We start from the raw sequence: 15,930 nt of genomic DNA on the forward strand, positions 1-15,930 counted from the left end.
GTTCTGGGGATGAGGGTGGCGGGGCCGGCTCCGCCTGTGGACAACGCGTGCTCGCGGCGCCGGCGGCCGGTCTCCTGCGCCGCGCGGAGGCGGAAGGTGAGGAGGGAGGCTGGGATGCCTCTGCCCGAAGGCGGCGGCCAGGATGCTTCCGCCGCCCGGCCTGTCGGCGGGCGAGCCTCCCTCCGGAGACGACGGCGACCAGGGAGGACCCGGCTCCCTGGCCGCCGTCGGTGTTATCTCAGGGCGTACGCCCGGTCGATGTCTGGGTTATCTCAGGGCGTACGCCCGGTCGATGGTCTGGGTGGTCGAGCCGCCCGCCGTGTCCGACGCCGTGACCCGCAACGACACGAACCCGCTGGTCTGCGCCAGCGCGGGATGCGCCACCTCGACCCGGAAGCGCCCGTCGCCCCGCTTCTTGACCCGCGTCGCGTCATGCCAGGTCACCCCGTCGTCGACCGAGTACTCCACCCGTACCCGATTCACGACAGGCGCCCGCCGCACGGCCGAGTGCGCCCCCGCCCGCAGGTCGAAGGCGAACGACTGACCGGCCGGAGCGCGGTTCAGCACGTCGAGCGGCAGGTCGTACCGGAGCTGGATGGCCGGCTGGAACGCGCATCCGGCCCCGAACGAGCACGAATACCCCCGAGGCGCCCCGGAGGAGGGCGGCGCGGAAGAGGTGAACTGCGAGGTCGTGCTGACCGTCCGGGACAGGGCACGGTCCGGGGTGTCCACGGCCTCCAACCGGTACGCCCCGCCCGGCGCGGGCACCGGGAAGTACCGAGGCCGCCACCCTTGCGCGGCCACCTCCTGACCGCCCACGGACAGCCGCGGCTTGGAGGTGACATGGCTCAGGTCGGTGTAGTGCCGGGGATCGGAGTCCGCCCACTGCTCCAGGGGCACGAAACGATCCGAGTCCCGGCAGAGCGCGCAGGGCACCGGCACCGGGTATCCCGAGGGCACGTCGGCGGCCGCGGGCACCAGCGGCGCCTTGAACCACTGCTCGGAGACCCGCCGGTCATCCCCGGCGAACCGGTCGTCGGAGTGCAGGATCAGCCCGGAGTTCGTGATCGTGCGCGACCACACCACATCGTCGGATACGGGCCCGAAGTACTCGGTACGGGTCACCGGCATCGGCAGTGACCCGCCGTACGTCAGGCGCCCCGGCTCCTCGCCGGCCGTCGACTCGCCGTACTCCCAGCCGCTGGTGTCCGGATTGTCGGCATGGTACGCGGCGTTGATCCGTACCAGGTCCTTCATGTCGACCCGCGCGGGCCGGGAAGGCACGCGCCCGCGCGAGTCGAAGCGGAGGTGGTAGACCGAGGCCGGCCCCGCGTACGGCTCCAGGCGCAGCGACACCGGCCCAGCGGCGAGTGCGGAGCGCACAGCGCGCCCCTCGGCGGCGCTCAGCCCCAGCCGCATGGCCCAGCCCAGCGGCACCCGCGCCCGCCCGCCGTCGACGTCGAGGAAGCCGATGACGCCCGCCGCGCCCCGCAGGGAGGCCTCACGGCCGGCGTCGTCCATCGCGACGCCCGCGTTGACGTAGCCGTTCTCGACGGGGATCCCGACGAGGACGACCTTCCCGGACACGTCCACGCCCGAAAAATCCTCAGGTCTCCCTCTTCCAACTGAAATAACGGGATAAGTTGCGGCGGAGGTCAGCCGGCGCATGGCGTCCATGTCGTACGCCGGATGCAAGGTCAACGACCCCGCGGTCACCGAGGTGAGCACCGGAGGCTCCAGGTTCCACTGGTGCGACAGCCGCACCTTGCCCGCCTTGGCCGACGGCACCGGCGTGACGTACAGCTGCTGCCCGCCCAGGACCGCGCCGTACAGCGAGACCGGCTGGGCGCGGTCGGTGAACGTACGCACGTAGTAGGCGCTGCCGCCCCCGTCCAGCGCCTTCGGCGTGTCCGGCCGGATCGGCGCCGTCTTGCGCGCGTCCAGGGTGACCGTCTTGTCCCCGTCGAGCCGGACGTTCTCGATCACCCAGCTCGTCCGGTTGCTGATCCGGCTCTCGTTGGCGACGCCGATCACCTCGTACTCGCCTGCGGGGAGGTAGAACTCGCCGTTGCCCGAATAGTCGGTGTGCAGGTAGTAGTACCCGTACGGGTTGAACGGGTCTTCCGCGCTGTTCGCCCGCTTGAGCGGAACCGCGTACACGAGCGGCTCGGCCTGGTATCCGGGGAAGAACTCCTTGGTCCCGTACGAGTTGACCAGCGACACCCCGAGCCGGTGCGTCGCGGGACCGGTGTAGTAGCTGAACGGCGTCACCAGTCGCACGTCAGAGGAGCCGGAGGCCGCCGTCACCCAGCCGCCGTACGCGCCGATCGGCCCGGCCGACGGGTCGACGGTGAGTGCGACGGTGGCGGTGCCGTTCGCGGGCACGGTCACGCTCCGCGCGCCCAGCTTGATCGCCTTGTCCGGGGCGGGCTTGCCGCTCCAGCCGCGGGTGACGAGCGAGACGTCCAGCGTGACCGGTTCCGCACCGATGTTCCGGTAGGTGACCTGCCTCGTGGCGGGCTTGCCGAGGAGCCGGAAGTCGACCACAGAGGTGGCGAACACGCTCTGGGCGGTCGCGCGGGCCACGTCCACCAGGCCGCTGCCCTGCTCGAACCAGTTGTGCCCGTCGTTGCGCCGCGCCGTCGAGGTCAGCGCGTCGCGGAGCTCGCCGGCCTGCCAGCCGGGGTGCTGCTGGGCCAGGATGGCCGCCGCTCCCGCCACGTGCGGGGTCGCCATCGAAGTGCCGCTGAACGCCGTGTACCGGTCGTTGCCGGGAATGCCGGGCAGCGAGGAGTCCGCCGAGCGGGCGGCGACGATGTCCACGCCGGGAGCGACGATGTTCGGCTTGACCGCGGCGTCGTCCAGCCGGGGGCCCTTGCTGGAGAAGCCGGCCAGCGTCGTGCCCGTCTCCTTGTCCACCGCGCCCACGGCCAGCGCCTCGTCGGCCGCCGCGGGCACGCTCACGGTGAGCGGGTCCGACTCGTTGCCCGCCGCCGTCACGAACAGCGTCCCGTACTTCTTCGTGAGCTCGTTCAGCGCCTGGCTCATCGGGTCGGTGCCGTTGCCGCAGCAGGAGCCCAGGCTCATGTTCACCACGTCGGCGCCCTGCGAGGCGGCCCACTCCATGCCGGCGATGGCCCACGACCAGTCGCCGAGGCCGTTGTCCGCGAGCACCTTGCCGACCATCAGGGACGCGGCCGGCGCCACCCCCTTGTACGTCGGACCCGCGCCCGCGATCGTCGAGGCGACATGCGTGCCGTGCCCGATCCTGTCGGCGGTGCTCGCCGAGTCGGAGAAGTTCTCGCTGGCGATGATCCGTCCGGCGAAGTCCGGGTGGGCGGCGTCGATCCCGGTGTCGAGAACGGCGACCTTGACCCCCTTGCCGTCGAACCCGCGCTGCCATGCGGCGGGCGCGCCGATGAGGGGCACGCTCTTGTCGAGTGACGCCTTCGTCTTGCGGTCCAGCCAGATCTTGGCGATCCCGCCGCCGCTCAGCTTGTTGCCGGTACGGAGCCCGGCCCAGAAGTCGTCCGCCCGCTCGGCGCGTACCGTGATCGCCGCGCCGTTGACGCTGTCGAGCACCCGCACGTTCTCGCCGGCCGGCAGGGCCCTGGCCGCGCTCGCCAGCGCGGATGGAGCCGGATCGCCCTGGTAGGTGACGAGCAGCGGGATCGCCTCGACGCGCTGCTCCCGTGCCAGGGTCTCGACGTCGAACAGCTCCTCGTCGAGGGTCCCCGCGGCGACCATGGAGGCCGCGTCGGAGGGCAGGACGAGGTAGCCGCCGTCCTTGCCGGGCAGCGTGGCGAACGTGACGCCGGCGCCGTCGGGCCTGGGCGCCGGCTTGATGGCTATGGAGGGGATGCTCCCCTGCGACGGCGCGTACTCGACGACGTCGCCGGTGATGAGGGTGAGGGTGACACGTGCCGGCTGGGTCTCAGCGGGCCCGGTGGCCGCGGATGCCGCCTGGTGGGGCGGCACGACAACGGCGGTGAGCACGAGCGCTGAGCCCGATAACGCCGCCGATAACCGCGTGTGAAATTTGGACAAGACGCGCCCTTTCGGTCATAACCGGAGCGCTTTCGGGAGCGCTCCCAACTATCCGAGAGGGCCAGTATCCATCACATGATCACGACCGCATCGCGAAACGGACGATCACCGGGCTCGGCGATTCCGAGCCCGGTGAAAGAAGGGCCCGTCACGTGCAGGCGGCGCCGTTGAGGGTGAAGGCGGACGGCTTGGAGGTGTTCCCGTTGTGGGTGGCCTGGAAGCCGAACGAGGCGGACGCGCCCGGCGCGATCGTGCCGTTGTAACTCACGTTCCTGGCCGTCACCTGGCCGCTCGCGGGCGAGATCGTGGCGTTCCACGCCGAGGTGATCGTCTGGCCCGAGGGGAGGGCGAAGGCGAGCGCCCAGGAGGAGAGCGGGGTGGTGCTCGTGTTGGTGATCGTGACGGCGGCCGTGAAGCCGGTGTTCCATGCGTTCATCGTGTACGTGACGCCGCATGCTCCGCCGGGCGTGGGCGTGGGCGTGGGCGTGGGCGTGGGTGTCGGGGTGGGAGTGGGCGTGGGTGTCGGGGTGGGAGTGGGGGTGGGTGTCGGGGTGGGAGTGGGCGTCGGGGTGGGTGTCGGGGTCCCGCCGCCGGGCTTGTCAAGGCCGAAGAAGGCGATCGCGGCGGCGGCCATCCCGCTCATCGGGAGGCTGTGGCCGACGCCCTGCAGGCTGATGGCCTCGACCGGGGACATCGTGCCGGTGCCGCCGTACCTGGTCCTGGTCCAGCCGGACTGGGGCTGGTCGGTGCTGCTCGGCGTCTGGCTCAGGCCGTGGACGTTCGTCCACTGCTTGATCTCCTCCTGGAAGTTCGGGTAGCGCAGCGTGGTGTCCGCCGTGCCGTGCCACACCTGCATGCGCGGCCGGGGACCGGTGTAGCCGGGGTACGCGCCGCGTACCAGGTCGCCCCACTGCTGCGGCGTCTTGACGACCTGGCCGTTGGCGCAGGCGCTGTTCCACATCGACCCGTCCGTGGTGGCGAAGCAGGCGAACGGCACGCCCGCGAACGCGGCCCCGGCCTTGAAGACGTCGGGGTAGTCACCCAGCAGGACGTTCGTCATCATGGCGCCGGACGAGGCGCCGGTCACGAAGGTGCGGTCGGGGTCGGTGCCGTACCGCTGCTGGACGTACCTGACCATGGAGATGATGCCCACCGGGTCGCTGCCGCCGTCGTGCCGCAGCGCCTGCGGCGAGGAGACGTCGAAGCAGGAGCCGCTCCTGGTGGCGGAGGGGTAGATCACGATGAACTTGTACCGGTCGGCCAGCGAGGCGAACTCCGTGCCGGAGTAGAAGGCCGGGCCCGATCCCGTGCAGTAGTGCACGGCCACCAGAAGGGCCGGGCGGGACCCGACGTTGTCCGGTACGTACAGGTGCATGCGGAGGTTGGTCGGGTTTGTGCCGAAGCCGGTCACCTCTGTCAGCTGGGCCGAGGCCGCCGGGGGCGCCGTGATCAGGGCCGCGACGACGAGTGTCACGGCGGCGATCAGGGCGCCCGCTATCCGAGCTCTGGCGTTCATCGGGCTCCTCTCGTTCGCCTGAAACATTGCGAGTTTGAAGCGAAACTTTCAGTGACGCAATCGTGGCTGGTGGCTGGCTCTGGCCGGGTACGGATGACCTGCGAATAAGCGCGCGCGAGCGGGCGAGCTCCATGAAAGTTTCCGCGCGCCGACTCTCAAAAGAATTTTTCAGCCGGGCGGCTAGCGCGAAAAATAATTCCCGCTTCATCTTGACCGTGGCCGTTGTCGCTGGGAAAGCTGTGGCAGCAGAGCCAAAGGTGAAAGGACCCTCATGGTCACAGTCCGCGCCTTCGCGTCCGGTGACGAGGCCTCTCTGGTCGAGGCCTGGAACCGCAGCATGCCAGGCGACCCCACCACCCCCGCCTGGTTCCGCGACTGCGTGCTGCTCGATCCGAACTTCGATCCCGGAGGCTTGCGCGTGGCCGCCCTGGACGGGCGGGTGGTCGGCTGCGCGTACGCCGTCCGCAGGCTGACGCCCCTGGCCCCTGGGACGGACCTGGAGCCGGAGACCGGCTGGATCCCGTTCTTCTTCGTCGTCCCCGAGCATCGCGGCGGCGGGCTCGGCAGGCGGCTCGTCCGCGAGGCGCTGGCCTTCCTGGAGGAGAACGGGCGGACGAAGGTGGACTTCTCGTCGTACACCCCGAACTACGTGCTCCCGGGAGCGGACGCCGAGCTCTACCCGGACGGCCACCGGCTGCTGACCGGGCTCGGCTTCCGGACCCTCTACTCGCCGGTCGCCATGGACCGGACGCTCGTCGGCTACGTGACGCCTGACGAGGTGCACGACCTGCGCGCCAAGCGGGAGCAGGAGGGATACGCCTTCCGCAGCCCGGCCGACGGCGAGCTGCCCGAGCTGATCCGCTTCGCGGCCGACGTCTTCAACCCCGACTGGGGCGAGGCGATCCGCGCCCACCGCGACCCCAAACGCATCGTCATCGCCAAAAAAGATCAGATAGTGGGATTCGCCCTGTACGCGGCCTACCGCGGCATCCCGGAGCGTTTCGGCCCCTTCGGCGTCGACCCGGAGCAGCGCGGCACCGGCCTCGGCAAGATCCTCCTCCATCTCACCATGACCATGATGCGCGCCGAAGGGCTCCACTCGTCGTGGTTCCTCTGGACCGGCGAGGCCGGCCCGGCCGGCCGCCTCTACACCACGGCCGGATACGAGATCACCAGGAGGTTCCAGGTGATGAGGCGGTCGGTATGACCCACGTGCTCGCCATCGGCGCCCATGCGGGCGACCTCGACCTGACGGCGGGCCGGCCGGATCGGAGCGGGAACTGCGGCCGGACGTCATCCTGTCCCATTCGCGCAGGACAGCACGGTGATGTACGCCGGGCGGCTGATCGAGAGCGGGCCCAGCGAGGAGCTCACGCGGTCGGCCCGGCATCCGTACACGCGGCTGCTCCTGGAGTCGGCGCCCGACCCGGACAGAGTGACGCCCCCTGAGGCCACACGGCACGGCGAGCCGGCCGCCGCGGAGGTCGCTCAGGCGGGACGGTAGCGGGCGGCGAGCTCGGCGGCGGTGGCCCCCATGCGGTCGCGCAGCTCGGCGGGGGCCAGCACCTCGACGTCCGTTCCGAGTCTGAGGAGCTCGCCGAGCGCGTGCTCGATCGACTCGATCGGCACCGCGACCCGCGTCCATCCCTCCTCGTCGGGCGGCCCGGCGGTCTCGCGGGCCGCCGCCACCACGCCGGGGGTCATCAGGTCGGGCAGGCGCTCCAGGCCGCGCGGCGACAGCCGCACCACCGCCTCCCCCCACCGCAGCCGGGCCTCGAACTCGGCCAGGTACGCCTGCCAGTAGGCCGCGAGGTCGAAGTCGTCGGGCCGGGTGAAGCCCTCCGGGAGCGGGTGCAGGTCGAGGATCTGCGAGACGCGGTACGTACGCACGTCCTCGCCCGCCCGCGCGACGAGGTACCACCGCCCGGCCTTGACGACCAGCCCGTACGGGTCGAGCCGCCGCTCCACCTCCTGGGGCGCCTTCCAGCGCCGGTACCGCACCTGGATGCGGCGCTCGTTCCAGACGGCGTCGGCCACCGCGGACAGGTAGGTCACCGGCTCCTGGTCGCGGTACCAGGTGGGCGCGTCCAGGTGGAAGCGCTCCTGGATGCGGCCCGCGCGGTCGCGGAGCTCGACGGGCAGCGCGGCCTTCAACTTGAGCTGCGCGGCCGTCACCACCGCGCCCAGCCCCAGCTCGGCCGCCGGCCCCGGCAGGCCGGCCAGGAACAGGGACTCGGCCTCGTCGGCCGTCAGCCCGGTGAGTCTGGTGCGGTAGCCGTCGAGCAGCTGGTAGCCGCCCTTCGGGCCGGCGTCGCCGTAGAGGGGGATGCCGGCGGCGTGGAGCGAGTCGACGTCGCGGTAGATGGTGCGTACGGAGACCTCCAGCCGGTCGGCCAGCTCCTGCGCGGTCATCCGGCCGCGCGTCTGCAGGAGCAGCAGGATCGACACCAGGCGGGAAGCACGCACATTCACTGACACTACCTGTCAGTGGCCCCGCCTTAGGTTCGGCGGCATGAACGATTTCGATTTCCTCGCCGGCCGCTGGAACGTCGCCAACCGCAAGCTCGTGAAGGTGCTCGCCGGCAGCGACGTCTGGGAGGAGTTCCCCGGTCACTCGGTGGCCACCCGGCACTTCGACGGGGGAGCCAGCTTCGACGAGATCACCTTCCCGACCAAGGGCTTCATCGGGATGACCCTGCGCGTGTTCAATCAGGAGACGCGGCAGTGGTCGATCTACTGGGCCAACAGCAGGACGGGCGTGCTCGACACCAGGCCGATGGTGGGCACGTTCGAGGGGGACCGGGGCGAGTTCTACGGTGAGGAGACCCATGAGGGCCGGCCCGTGCGGTGCCGGTTCATCTGGACGGTGCACGGCCCGGACGCGGCCCGATGGGAGCAGGCGTTCTCAGCGGACGACGGGCAGACGTGGGAGACGAACTGGACGATGGACTTCAGCCGGGTGTGAGCTCGACCCCCGCCTGGAGCGCGCGCGGGGCGGCGTCGGCGCTGGCCCGCCCCCACAGGACCGCCGCCACCGCGACGGCCGCGATCAGCAGGACGAGCGTGCCGGCCACGATCACCCACCACCAGGCGGACCTGGGCGGCTTGGCCTCGTAGAGCGGCACGTCGGGAAGCATGTCGGGCGTGTACGGGAGCCGCACCGTGGCCGGCGGCTCCTGGCTTTGACGCGGAGGAGTGTCGTGGCGGGGAGACGGGTTCGGACGGGGGTAGCGGTGCCTGATCGTTTCGAGGGGATCCTGCCCCTCGGGGTCAGGCTGCTCTCGGGTCATGATCACCCCAGGGAGTCGCTGCCGGAGTTGCGGTGATGTACCGGGTCATTGTCACACTTGCCCAGCGGACCCGTCCCGTCACTCGTCAGCCCTGATTTCCGCCGTAGGGCGGCTGCGGCTGCTGCCAGTTCGCGGGAGGTGCGGGGGGCTGCTGCCAGCCGGGGCCCTGCGGCCCGTAAGGCGGCTGGACGGGCTGCTGCGGCTTGCGGCGGGCGACCACGGCCCAGATCAGCAGGCCAGTGCCGCCCGCGTCGAAGATCATGGAGATCGGGGTCGTGATGCCGAACACCGCGTCAATGCTCATGCCGAGCGAATCGGCCATCATCGGGATCAGGATCCAGGAGCGGAGGATGTTGAACAGCACTCCGAGCAGGAGCACGATGCAGCCCGCCAGGCCGATCATGGCGGCGGAGCCGTGGTCACGCCGCGCTCTCGCGGTCAGGACGACGCCGATGAGCAGCACGATGCCCATCACGACAACGCTGATGACAGAGGTGACAGTGGATGCGGTCATCGTGGACCCAACCTCCATAAGGGGACTGCCGATCGAGGATGAGAAACCGGACTCGACGACGTTACGGGGATTCGCGGAGGTCTTCCACCGCCTGGCTGATCGAGTTCAGGGTGAGAGGACCCTGGTAGCGCACGCCGTTCAGGAAGAGCGTGGGGGTGCCGCGCACGCCGCTGTCCCGGCCCGACTCCTCGTGCAGGGTGATCCGCGCGGCATGGCCCGGCACGTCGGCCCAGGGGTCGACGTCCAGTTCGGCGGCGTAGTGCTCCAGGTCGCTGTCGGTGAGGAAGCGCTGGTTGTCGAAGAGGATGTCGTGCATCTCCCAGAACCGCCCCCGGTCGGCAGCCGCCTCGGAGACGATCGCGGCGGCCGTGGCCCGCGGGTGCAGCGTCGGCAGCGGGAAATGCCGGAAGACCAGCCGTATATCGGGATTTTTGTTGAGAAGTTCATCCAGAATCGGGTGGAGCCGCCCACAGTACGGGCACTCGAAGTCCCCGTACTCCACGATCGTCACCGCGGCGTTCTCCGGTCCCCGCACATGGTCGCTGGGCCCCACCGGCACGGTGAGCCTGTCGGGCAGCTCCTCGGTGGGCTCGGCCTCGGGCGGCGCGCACACCCCGCCCCGGTCCCACGCCAGCCGGAAGATCACCCATCCCATCGCGGCGGAGAGCAGCGAGCCCGCCAGGATGCCGATCTTCGCCTGGGTGTGGATGGCCGGATCGTCGGCGAAGGCCAGGTCCACGATGAACAGCGCCACCGTGAACCCGATCCCGGAGACGGCCGCTCCGCCCAGCAACTGCCCCCACACCAGGTTCCCCGGCAGGATCCCCCACTTGAACCGCAGCGGCAGCCACGTGCCGAGTGAGATCCCGGCGAACTTGCCCAGCACCAGGCCGAGCGCGACACCGATGGAGACGGGCGAGGTGAGGGCGGCCCGCAGGCTCTCGCCGTCGAGCGGCACCCCCGCGTTGGCCAGGGCGAAGACCGGCACGATCACATAGCTGCTCCACGGGTGCAGCCGCAGCTGCAGCCGCTCGTTCACCGAGACGGCACGCTGGACCCGCCGCGTGGCCTCCCTGGCCGCCTGCGCGCTCGGCTCGCTGGTGAACTCCTGCACGGCCTCGCCCGCGAGCAGCAGCTTGTGATCGGTGGGCGCGTAGACGAAGACCAGGATGCCGAGGGCGATGCCGACCAGGGTCGGGTGGATCCCGCTCTCGAGCGTGGCCACCCAGAGCGCGAACCCCAGCACGATGTAGGCGGGCGCCCGCCAGATCCGCAGCCACCGCAGGGTCACGATGGCCGCCAGCAGCAGGGCGGCGGCGATGAGCGCGGGGACGTCGATGGCGGCGGTGTAGAAGACCGCGATGATCATGATGGCCAGCACGTCGTCCACGATGGCCAGCGTCAGCAGGAACGCCCGGAGCGGATCGGGGCACCGGGCGCCGACGACGGCCAGCACGCCCAGCACGAACGCGGTGTCGGTGGCGATCGGCACGCCCCACCCGCCCGCGCCGGGGCCGCCGGCGTTGAGCAGGAGGTAGACGCCGGCCGGGACCAGCATCCCGCCGAACGCCGCGACCGCGGGCACGGCGACCAGCCGCCGGTCCCTGAGCTGCCCCAGCCGTACCTCGTACGAGACCTCGAGCCCGATGAGGAAGAAGAAGACGGTCATGAGCCCGTCGTTGACCCAGTGCCGCAGGTCCAGCGAGAACGCGGCGTCCCCGAAGGAGATGCCCATCCGCGTGTGCCAGAACGCGTCATAGGTGCCGCCCCACGGCGAGTTGGCCCAGAGCAGGGCGAGCGCCGTGGCGACGAGCAGCACGCTCGTGCTGCCTGCCTCGGTCCTCAGGAAGGCCCGCAACATCTCAGATCTCCCCCCGAAGACCTCCAGCGGAGGAACCGATCCTATGGGCTCCGGAAGAACAGATAAAACGCCGCATCCCGGGCAAGCAGGAAACCGACGATGGCCAGCCCCCAGCCCACGAGCGACGCCGCGTTCCTGCTCATCCAGGCTCGCAGGCGCTCCAGCTTCGGCTCCAGCCAGGCTCCCGCCAGGCCGCGCAGCGCCATGAGCGCCAGCGGCGGCAGGAACATGACGAGCACGTACGCGGCCAGCACGGGCACCCACTGCCCGGCCGGCAGCTCCGACGTGGTCATGATGCCGATCGCGGCGAGGTAGGGCATCATCGTGGCCAGCTCCAGGGCTCCGGCGCTCAGCCCCAGCAGCACCATCACGCGGGGACCGCCCACCCGGGGCTCGAAGCGCCGCTCTGGCTTGCCCAGCTTCGCGCGCCGCTTGGGATCGAACCGGAAGCTCAGCGCGAACAGCCCGACGCCGAGCACGAGCTGCACCCAGTACGCCGGTCCGCTGCGCAGCACGTCGCCGAAGCGCTCCATCACCGTGGACATCCCCAGCATGAGCGCGACCCCCACCAGGAAGTAGAACGCCGCCAGCGTGGCCAGGTAGATCGACAGGCGCGGCCGTCCCGTGCCCGCTGTGGGGGCCAGCAGCAGGTAGACGGGGATGCCGAGGGTGCCGAAGCTGGTGCTGTCGACGAGCGCGAGGGCGGCGAGGGTGAGCAGCAGTCCGATCGTCATGCCAGGATCATGCCGCCGCGGGCCGGAGCCCCGCCTCCTCCGGCGGGCTGAACCCGGCGTACACACTTCTGCGCACCCGGATGCCGGGAGCACGGGAATCTCCGCAGGTCATTCGGGGTTATACAAGAAGATCGACTGACCGAACAGGCCAGCCTCGCAAACGCCGTTGGCGGAGGTTCTCATGAAGGCATGGTCGCGCTGGCAGGACTGGGTGACCCTGATCGCCGGCATCTACGCGCTGCTCTCCCCGATCTGGGTCGCGAGCGCCTCGGGCGCCGCGCCGTCCCTGATCGTGCTGGGTATCCTCATCGCGCTCACCTCTCTCGCGTCGCTCGCCAGGCCGGGCCTGGTCGCGACCGAGTGGCTGAACACGCTCTGGGGCGTGCTCCTGTTCGTCGCCCCCTGGGTCATGACCTACACCCAGGAGCGCGGCGCGTCCTGGACGTCCTGGGTCGTGGGGGTCGTCACGGTGGTGCTCAGCCTGACCGCGGTGCCGGTCAGCCGGGCGGCACACCGCCACGTCATCCAGCACTAGGCACTCACCGGAAAGGCCGGACCCCCGCGCGAGGCCCGGCCTTTTACGTGGGCGGTGTCACAGATTGCGCAGGTACGCCAGCGACGGCGCGAAGAAGTACTCGCCGCCCCTCATCGTCACCGTCTGAGCCACCTGAGCCTGCGGGGTGGACATCTCCGGCTTCCCCCAGACCTTGGGGAAGGTCACCTTGATGTCCCGATCGCCCTGCCCGATGACCGGATCGTGGCCGGTGGCCGGGTTGAGGAAGTCGGGATTGTTCGCCCACGACTGCTGCGTGAACTCGAACTGGCTCACCAGGCTCCCGTTGAACGCCATGAAGAGCAGCCCCACCTCGCCGCTCGGCCGCGTCTCCGGCGGCGAGTCGTCCCACGGCTGGTCGGTGCGCTCCCCGTACGTCTGCCCGCGCCGGGCCATGAGTACCTCGCGCCCGAACGAGCGCGGGTTGGTCTTCCTGATGTGCCCGCTGAACGGGCACTTGGTGCCCTCGCCATCGTCGTCGAAGGTGAAGTCGTTGCTCACCGGGCCGCCGCCCGCCTTCGCCTTGCTGGTCAGGGGAGTGCCGTCCTTGAACCTTCCGACGATCATGGCGCCCGCCCGGTCGCGGTCGCCGTCGGCCAGGCCGAGGTTGTCGGCCAGGTCCCGCTCGATCTCCTTGAACGCCCGCACGTTCTGCTCGAGCTTCCTGAACACCAGGTAGCTGCCGTGGTGCCGGACGGGGTTCGGCGCGAAGGGGTCGGGCACGAGGACGTTGCTCAGCGGGAACGCCGGGTTCCAGTGCTTCTTCGGCTCCTTGTCCACCTCGTCCTTCACGAACAGCGGCTGGCTGCGGCCGTCCACGTACCCGAAGTGCTCGATGCCGTCGCCGGCGGGGTTGCGCATGCCCTGCCCGGTCTCCTCGCCGAGCAGTCGCGCGCTCTCCGGCAGCTCTCCGAGGATCTCCTCGCGCAGCGCCGCCACCCGCTCCGGCTCCGCGTCGCCGATCAGGATGACGGCGTGGATCTCCCGCTGGTACGTGCGCTCCCACATCTCCACCGGCGGGTCGTTGACCTCCGCGATGCGCCGCTTCATGCCGTCGCGGAACACCTTGTCCCCGAACTTGCGCAGGTCCTCGACCGAGTGGCCGAGGTCGCGGTATCCGGCCTTGCTGATGCCGATGCCCACGTACGGCGTGCCGCGACGGCCCTTGGTGGTGAAGTCGCGCACCTCCTCCAGGTGCTTGCGCGCCGACTTCATCTTGGTGGTCGCGACGTGCCGCAGGAACGCCCTCCCTTCCTTGACGTCGTTGAACCTGACGAACAGCACGGACAGGTGCTCGCGCACGTGCGCGCGCAGGATGTTCGGCTGGAGATTGTCGAGCATCGCCTTGGTGTCCGCGTCGAGCGTGGCCGAGTCCCAGGCCAGGGGTTGTGCGTTGTTCAGGTCGACAGGCATTGCCGAGTCCCTTTCCCCGTTTCGATGAAATCGGGCCCCCTGCGCGCCGCACGAGGAACGTTCTTCACGAATCCCCCGACGCGCCCCAATTCGTACGACTCCCCAGAGTGCGAGAAAGTTTCCCTGAATACGGCCGGTTGGATTTCCCGATTCGGCGGCCTACCGCTCACGTGGTATCCGCGCCGCCTCCCCAGGGACGATTACGCGGTCGCCGCCGGCTGCGAACGTGAAGCCATGGACGCACTCCGCACGGCTCTGGGCCGGTTGTCGCTGCTCTACGCGCTGATCTTCCTGTTTTTCGCGCTGATGCACGCGGGGATCGCGTTCGGGCCGGTGGGCGAGCCCGTGATCGTGCCGGCCGCGATCGTGGAGACGCTCTGCGCCGGGGCCATGCTCGCCGGGTCGTACGGCGTGCTGGGCAAGCGGGCCTGGGCCTGGGACGGGCTGATCTACAGTCACGCGGCCGCGCTGGCCGGGGTGCTGCTGGGGATCCTGTCGCTGGCGCTCGGGCCGGGGCCGGCGAGCGCGCCGCTCGGCTGGTATCACAGCGTGATGGCGGTCGCGCTCGCCGCCGGGCTCGCCGGATCCTTCTACGTCTCCAGGGTGCGCAGGTAGGCGGCGGCCTCGTCGATCTGGTCCTCGCCGAAGACGCGGATGCCGTTCCGCTCCAGCAGCGCCGTCGTGACGCCCTGCCCCGGTGCGCGGCGGCCCGTGAACGTGCCGTCGTAGATCGACAGCGAGCCGCAGGACGGGCTGCCCTCCTTCAGCACCGCCACCCGGACGCCGGACGCCCGCGCCGCCGCGAGCGCCGACCGGGCGCCCGCGAGGAACTCGGCCGTGACGTCGGACCCGTCGCTCGCCAGCACGCGGGCGGCGCCGGCCAGGACGGCCGCGCCGCTCGCGCCGCCCTCGATCTCGGCGGCCGGGCGCGGGACGGGCAGCCCGCCCGCGACCTCCGGGCAGTGGGGCACCAGCCGGCCCTCCTCACGCCAGGCCGCCAGCCGGGCGTCCGCGCTGGTCTTGGCGCGGCCGTCGTAGCGCACCCGGCGGCCCATCAGGCAGGCGCTGACGAGGACTTTCTCCATGCCTTCGATCCTATGAGCGCGATCGGCGCCAGCGAGACGGCGGCCGGCGCCATCGCGACGCCGTACGCCGTACGCGACCGCGCGCTCGACCGGCTGACGTGCCGGCCTCGACGGCATCGAGCGGGCGCTCCCCGGAAGGTAGACCGCCCGCCCCTGGGGATAGCCTTGGCCCCGATGAACACCGTCGTCTCCACGATCGTCATCGTCGCCTCGCTGCTGCTCATGCTGGCGAGCCTGATCGTCGCGATCCGCAACCGGCCGATGGGCATGGTCCTGCTGGTCGGGTTCGCCGTGCTCGAGGTGGCGATCCTCGTTCAGGCGGGCTTCGTGATCGCGGCGGTGGCCGGGGGCGAGGGGCCGGACGAGAAGGTCACGCTGTTCGGCTACGTCGCCGGGCAGGTGGTGATCCCGCCCGCCGGGGTGTTCCTGGCGCTGGCCGAGCGGAGCCGGTGGGGGTCGGCGATCCTGGTCGTGGCCGGGTTCGCGATCGCGGTGATGACGGGCCGGCTGCTGCAGATCTGGCAGGGGGGCGCGTGACCACCTCCATCAGCACCGGTCCCGGCCGTGCCCTGATCGCGGTCTACGGGCTGTTCTCGCTGGCCGCCGGGTCCCGGGCGGCGGTCCAGATCCTGACCAAGTTCGACGAGGCGCCGCTGGCGTACTCGCTGTCGGCCCTGGCGGCCGTCGTCTACATCGCTCTGACCGTGGCGCTCTGGCGCGGGGCCCGCACCTTCGCGCTGGTGGGGCTGGTCATCGAGCTGGCGGGCGTGCTGATCATCGGCACGCTGAGCCTCCTCGACCCGGCCGCCTTCCCCGACGAGACCGTCTGGTCGGTGTACGGCAAGGGCTACGTCTTCATCCCGCTCGTGCTGCCCGTGATCGGTCTGTTCTGGGTTCTGCGGCGCAGGCGTTAACTC

Annotated in this window: 16 protein-coding genes; 7 read left to right on the top strand and 9 right to left on the bottom strand. The window is 70.7% G+C overall.

Annotated features, from left to right (window positions below):
- Positions 1–267: 267 nt before the first annotated feature.
- Together AB0H84_RS48345 and AB0H84_RS48350 are read right to left on the bottom strand one after the other, a co-directional pair.
- Positions 268–3,996, bottom strand: a complete 3,729-nt coding sequence (locus AB0H84_RS48345) for a S8 family serine peptidase (protein WP_357620276.1) — start codon at positions 3,994–3,996, stop codon at positions 268–270.
- A 199-nt stretch (positions 3,997–4,195) separates the two neighbouring features.
- The gene (locus tag AB0H84_RS48350) at positions 4,196–5,563 is read right to left on the bottom strand and encodes a PHB depolymerase family esterase (protein WP_357620278.1); all 1,368 of its coding nucleotides are present in this window, start codon (positions 5,561–5,563) and stop codon (positions 4,196–4,198) included.
- Positions 5,564–5,834: 271 nt separating this feature from the next.
- On the opposite strand from AB0H84_RS48350, the gene AB0H84_RS48355 reads away from it, so the two are divergent.
- Both AB0H84_RS48355 and AB0H84_RS48360 read left to right on the top strand, forming a co-directional pair.
- Complete coding sequence (locus tag AB0H84_RS48355; protein ID WP_357620280.1) at positions 5,835–6,770, top strand: GNAT family N-acetyltransferase; 936 nt, start codon at positions 5,835–5,837, stop codon at positions 6,768–6,770.
- Positions 6,771–6,890: 120 nt separating this feature from the next.
- Positions 6,891–7,067, top strand: a complete 177-nt coding sequence (locus AB0H84_RS48360; RefSeq protein WP_357620370.1) for a hypothetical protein — start codon at positions 6,891–6,893, stop codon at positions 7,065–7,067.
- On the opposite strand, the gene AB0H84_RS48365 is transcribed toward AB0H84_RS48360, so the two are convergent.
- Positions 7,052–8,029, bottom strand: coding sequence for a YafY family protein (locus tag AB0H84_RS48365; protein ID WP_357620282.1), 978 nt, complete (start codon positions 8,027–8,029; stop codon positions 7,052–7,054). The two genes, AB0H84_RS48360 and AB0H84_RS48365, sit on opposite strands and share 16 nt — an antisense overlap.
- Before the next feature lie 46 nt (positions 8,030–8,075).
- On the opposite strand from AB0H84_RS48365, the gene AB0H84_RS48370 reads away from it, so the two are divergent.
- Positions 8,076–8,528 (top strand): hypothetical protein, encoded by a 453-nt coding sequence (locus AB0H84_RS48370; RefSeq protein WP_357620284.1) that lies wholly within the window; start codon positions 8,076–8,078, stop codon positions 8,526–8,528.
- On the opposite strand, the gene AB0H84_RS48375 is transcribed toward AB0H84_RS48370, so the two are convergent.
- The 4 genes from AB0H84_RS48375 to AB0H84_RS48390 all read right to left on the bottom strand — a co-directional run bounded on the left by AB0H84_RS48375 (position 8,515) and on the right by AB0H84_RS48390 (position 11,962).
- Complete coding sequence (locus AB0H84_RS48375) at positions 8,515–8,853, bottom strand: hypothetical protein (RefSeq protein WP_357620286.1); 339 nt, start codon at positions 8,851–8,853, stop codon at positions 8,515–8,517. The two genes, AB0H84_RS48370 and AB0H84_RS48375, sit on opposite strands and share 14 nt — an antisense overlap.
- 85 nt (positions 8,854–8,938) lie before the next feature.
- Positions 8,939–9,367: a hypothetical protein gene (locus tag AB0H84_RS48380; protein ID WP_357620288.1), complete on the bottom strand. Its 429-nt coding sequence runs from the start codon at positions 9,365–9,367 to the stop codon at positions 8,939–8,941.
- 61 nt (positions 9,368–9,428) lie between these two features.
- Positions 9,429–11,228 carry a Na+/H+ antiporter NhaA gene (gene nhaA / locus AB0H84_RS48385; RefSeq protein ID WP_357620290.1) on the bottom strand — a complete coding sequence of 600 codons (1,800 nt, stop codon included), beginning with the start codon at positions 11,226–11,228 and terminating at the stop codon, positions 9,429–9,431.
- Between the two features lie 41 nt (positions 11,229–11,269).
- Entirely contained in the window at positions 11,270–11,962 is a 693-nt protein-coding gene (locus tag AB0H84_RS48390; protein WP_357620292.1) for a GAP family protein, read from the bottom strand.
- Between the two features lie 181 nt (positions 11,963–12,143).
- Between AB0H84_RS48390 and AB0H84_RS48395 the strand changes: the two genes are divergently transcribed.
- On the top strand, positions 12,144–12,497 hold the full coding sequence (locus AB0H84_RS48395) for an SPW repeat protein (RefSeq protein WP_344989508.1): 354 nt from the start codon (positions 12,144–12,146) through the stop codon (positions 12,495–12,497).
- Between the two features lie 57 nt (positions 12,498–12,554).
- On the opposite strand, the gene AB0H84_RS48400 is transcribed toward AB0H84_RS48395, so the two are convergent.
- Complete coding sequence (locus tag AB0H84_RS48400; protein WP_357620294.1) at positions 12,555–13,928, bottom strand: Dyp-type peroxidase; 1,374 nt, start codon at positions 13,926–13,928, stop codon at positions 12,555–12,557.
- Positions 13,929–14,162: 234 nt separating this feature from the next.
- Between AB0H84_RS48400 and AB0H84_RS48405 the strand changes: the two genes are divergently transcribed.
- Complete coding sequence (locus AB0H84_RS48405) at positions 14,163–14,543, top strand: hypothetical protein (RefSeq protein WP_357620296.1); 381 nt, start codon at positions 14,163–14,165, stop codon at positions 14,541–14,543.
- On the opposite strand, the gene AB0H84_RS48410 is transcribed toward AB0H84_RS48405, so the two are convergent.
- Entirely contained in the window at positions 14,519–15,013 is a 495-nt protein-coding gene (locus AB0H84_RS48410; RefSeq protein WP_357620298.1) for a DUF523 domain-containing protein, read from the bottom strand. The genes AB0H84_RS48405 and AB0H84_RS48410 overlap by 25 nt on opposite strands.
- Before the next feature lie 12 nt (positions 15,014–15,025).
- Here AB0H84_RS48410 and AB0H84_RS48415 point away from each other — a divergent pair, with 12 nt between their 5' ends.
- Entirely contained in the window at positions 15,026–15,550 is a 525-nt protein-coding gene (locus AB0H84_RS48415; RefSeq protein ID WP_357620300.1) for a hypothetical protein, read from the top strand.
- Positions 15,547–15,927, top strand: coding sequence for a hypothetical protein (locus AB0H84_RS48420; RefSeq protein ID WP_357620302.1), 381 nt, complete (start codon positions 15,547–15,549; stop codon positions 15,925–15,927). The genes AB0H84_RS48415 and AB0H84_RS48420 overlap by 4 nt, the downstream gene beginning before the upstream one ends.
- Positions 15,928–15,930: the final 3 nt, after the last annotated feature.

It is taken from the genome of Nonomuraea sp. NPDC050786 (assembly GCF_040654115.1).
Taxonomy (GTDB): domain Bacteria; phylum Actinomycetota; class Actinomycetes; order Streptosporangiales; family Streptosporangiaceae; genus Nonomuraea.